Here is a 1905-nt window from a genome sequence, read left to right as displayed (position 1 = left end):
GAGTTTGCCCGGACAGCTGGGGAGCTGTCCGGGCAAACGTGTGTCCGGACCCCTCGACGCCACCCAAGAAGCCTGCCCCACCCCCCCCGGCCTCCTGCGACGCACCCTCCCCAGCCACAGACCGACTTCCCCTCCTGCCGACCCACCCCACTCCTCTCCCGCGGCCCCACTCCGCTCCCGCAGTCCCGCCGAACCCCGGGGCGCCCGCCTCAGGCCCCCGCCCGCGGTTCCGCTCCCCCCCCGGCGCGCGCCGCGCCCCCGCCCCCCACTTACGTGCCGTCCTGCCTCCCCCCCGCACCCCACACACGTGCCGTCCGCCCCCCGGGCCCGTCGTGCTCGTCGCCCCGCATACGCTCCCGAACGCACCGCCTCACGTCCCGGGGGATCCATGACCACCACACCCGTCACCGCAGCCCTTACCGCCCTGGCTGCCGCCGCCGCGCACCCCTCCGATGAGGCCCTCGGCCCCTGCCGCCACGCTGCCGAAACCCTTCGCGTCCTCGCGGACCGCCCCGACGGCACCGTCGTCCGGCACGGCCCTCTCGTCGCCAAGGCGCACGCGCCGGACACCGACCCCGCCGCCCTGGCCGTACGTACCGCAGTGGCGGCCCACCCCCTCCTCGCCGGTGTTCTCCTGCCCCCGCTCCCCACCGGCGCCGGCGCCGCACAGGCCGGCGGCCGTCCCCTCACCGCGTGGCCCTACGGCGCCCCGGTCGACCCCGAGGATCCGGACGCCGCCCCCTGGGAGGAGACCGGCGCACTCCTCGCCCGGCTGCACCGCACCGACACCGCCGCGCTCCCCGCCCCGGTCCCACCCATGCGCGGCCCCGCCAAAGCGGCCCGCGGCGTGGCCCGCATGCTCGCCGCCCCGCACCGGGCGCCCGGCGCCCCTGCCCCGTACCGAACCGTCCTGCACGCCTGGCACCGCCTCCCCGCCTGGGCCAGGAACGAAGCCCCGGCCCCACAGCACCGGACACACGCCGTCCTCTGCCACGGCGACCTCCACCTCGGCCAACTCGTCCGCCACCCCGCCCCCGACGGCCCCTGGCACCTCATCGACATCGACGACCTCGGCCTCGGCGACCCCGCCTGGGACCTGGCCCGCCCCGCCGCCTGGTACGCCGCGGGCCTGCTGTCCCCGGACGTCTGGCAGCGCTTCCTCGCCGCATACCGGGAGGCCGGCGGCCCGGCCGTACCTCCGCACGGCGATCCGTGGCCGCAACTCGACGTCGCCGCCCGCGCCCTGACGGTTCAGACGGCAGCTCTCGCCCTCGCCAAGTCGGCGGCCGAGCAGCGCCCCCTCGACGAGGTCGAGCAGTTGATGCTCGACTCCTGCGCCCGAATCGCGGCTCTCCCGCCCGAGTAGGACCGTCGCACCCCGTCGTAGGGTGAATCTCCCGCCGCCGGGCATGCATCCGGGCGGTGCACCTGAACCAGGACTCGCACCCGAGCCCCGCCGCACCAACGCCGAGGAGTGAGACGACCATGCACTGTCCCAAGTGCCACGCCCCCATGCACACGTACAACCGCAACGGCGTCCAGATCGAGCAGTGCAGCAACTGCCGCGGGATATTCCTGGACTACGGCGAGCTGGAGTCACTGACCCGCCTGGAGGCCCAGTGGTCCCAGCAGGCCCCGCCGCCCGCACCCCCGCAGGCGTACCCCGCCGCCCCGGCCCCCGCCTGGGGCGCCCCGCAACACGGCGGCCATGGCGGCCACGGGAGTCACGGGAGTCACCACGGTGGCCACCACCGCCAGAAGGGCTTCGGCCGGATGCTCTTCTCCTCCTGACGCCCCGGCATCCGCCCACAGCCCCGCCCCGCCGGGCCGGGGGATACGTCACCCTCCGGCCCGGCGGGATACGTCACCCTCCGGCCCGGGCGTCTGGCCCAACCCCCCGTTCCC

At 76.3% G+C, this 1905-nt stretch carries 2 protein-coding genes; both read left to right on the top strand.

Annotated elements, in window-relative coordinates:
* The first annotated feature begins 388 nt into the window (after positions 1-388).
* On the top strand, positions 389-1366 hold the full coding sequence (locus ACWGIG_RS38675) for a phosphotransferase family protein (protein WP_453326410.1): 978 nt from the start codon (positions 389-391) through the stop codon (positions 1364-1366).
* Positions 1367-1485: 119 nt separating this feature from the next.
* Entirely contained in the window at positions 1486-1791 is a 306-nt protein-coding gene (locus ACWGIG_RS38670; protein WP_453326409.1) for a TFIIB-type zinc ribbon-containing protein, read from the top strand.
* Positions 1792-1905 lie beyond the last annotated feature (114 nt).

It is taken from the genome of Streptomyces sp. NPDC054863, from assembly GCF_053610825.1.
The sequence above is the reverse complement of the archived record's forward strand: the minus strand, read 5'-3'. Positions and strand labels throughout refer to the sequence as shown.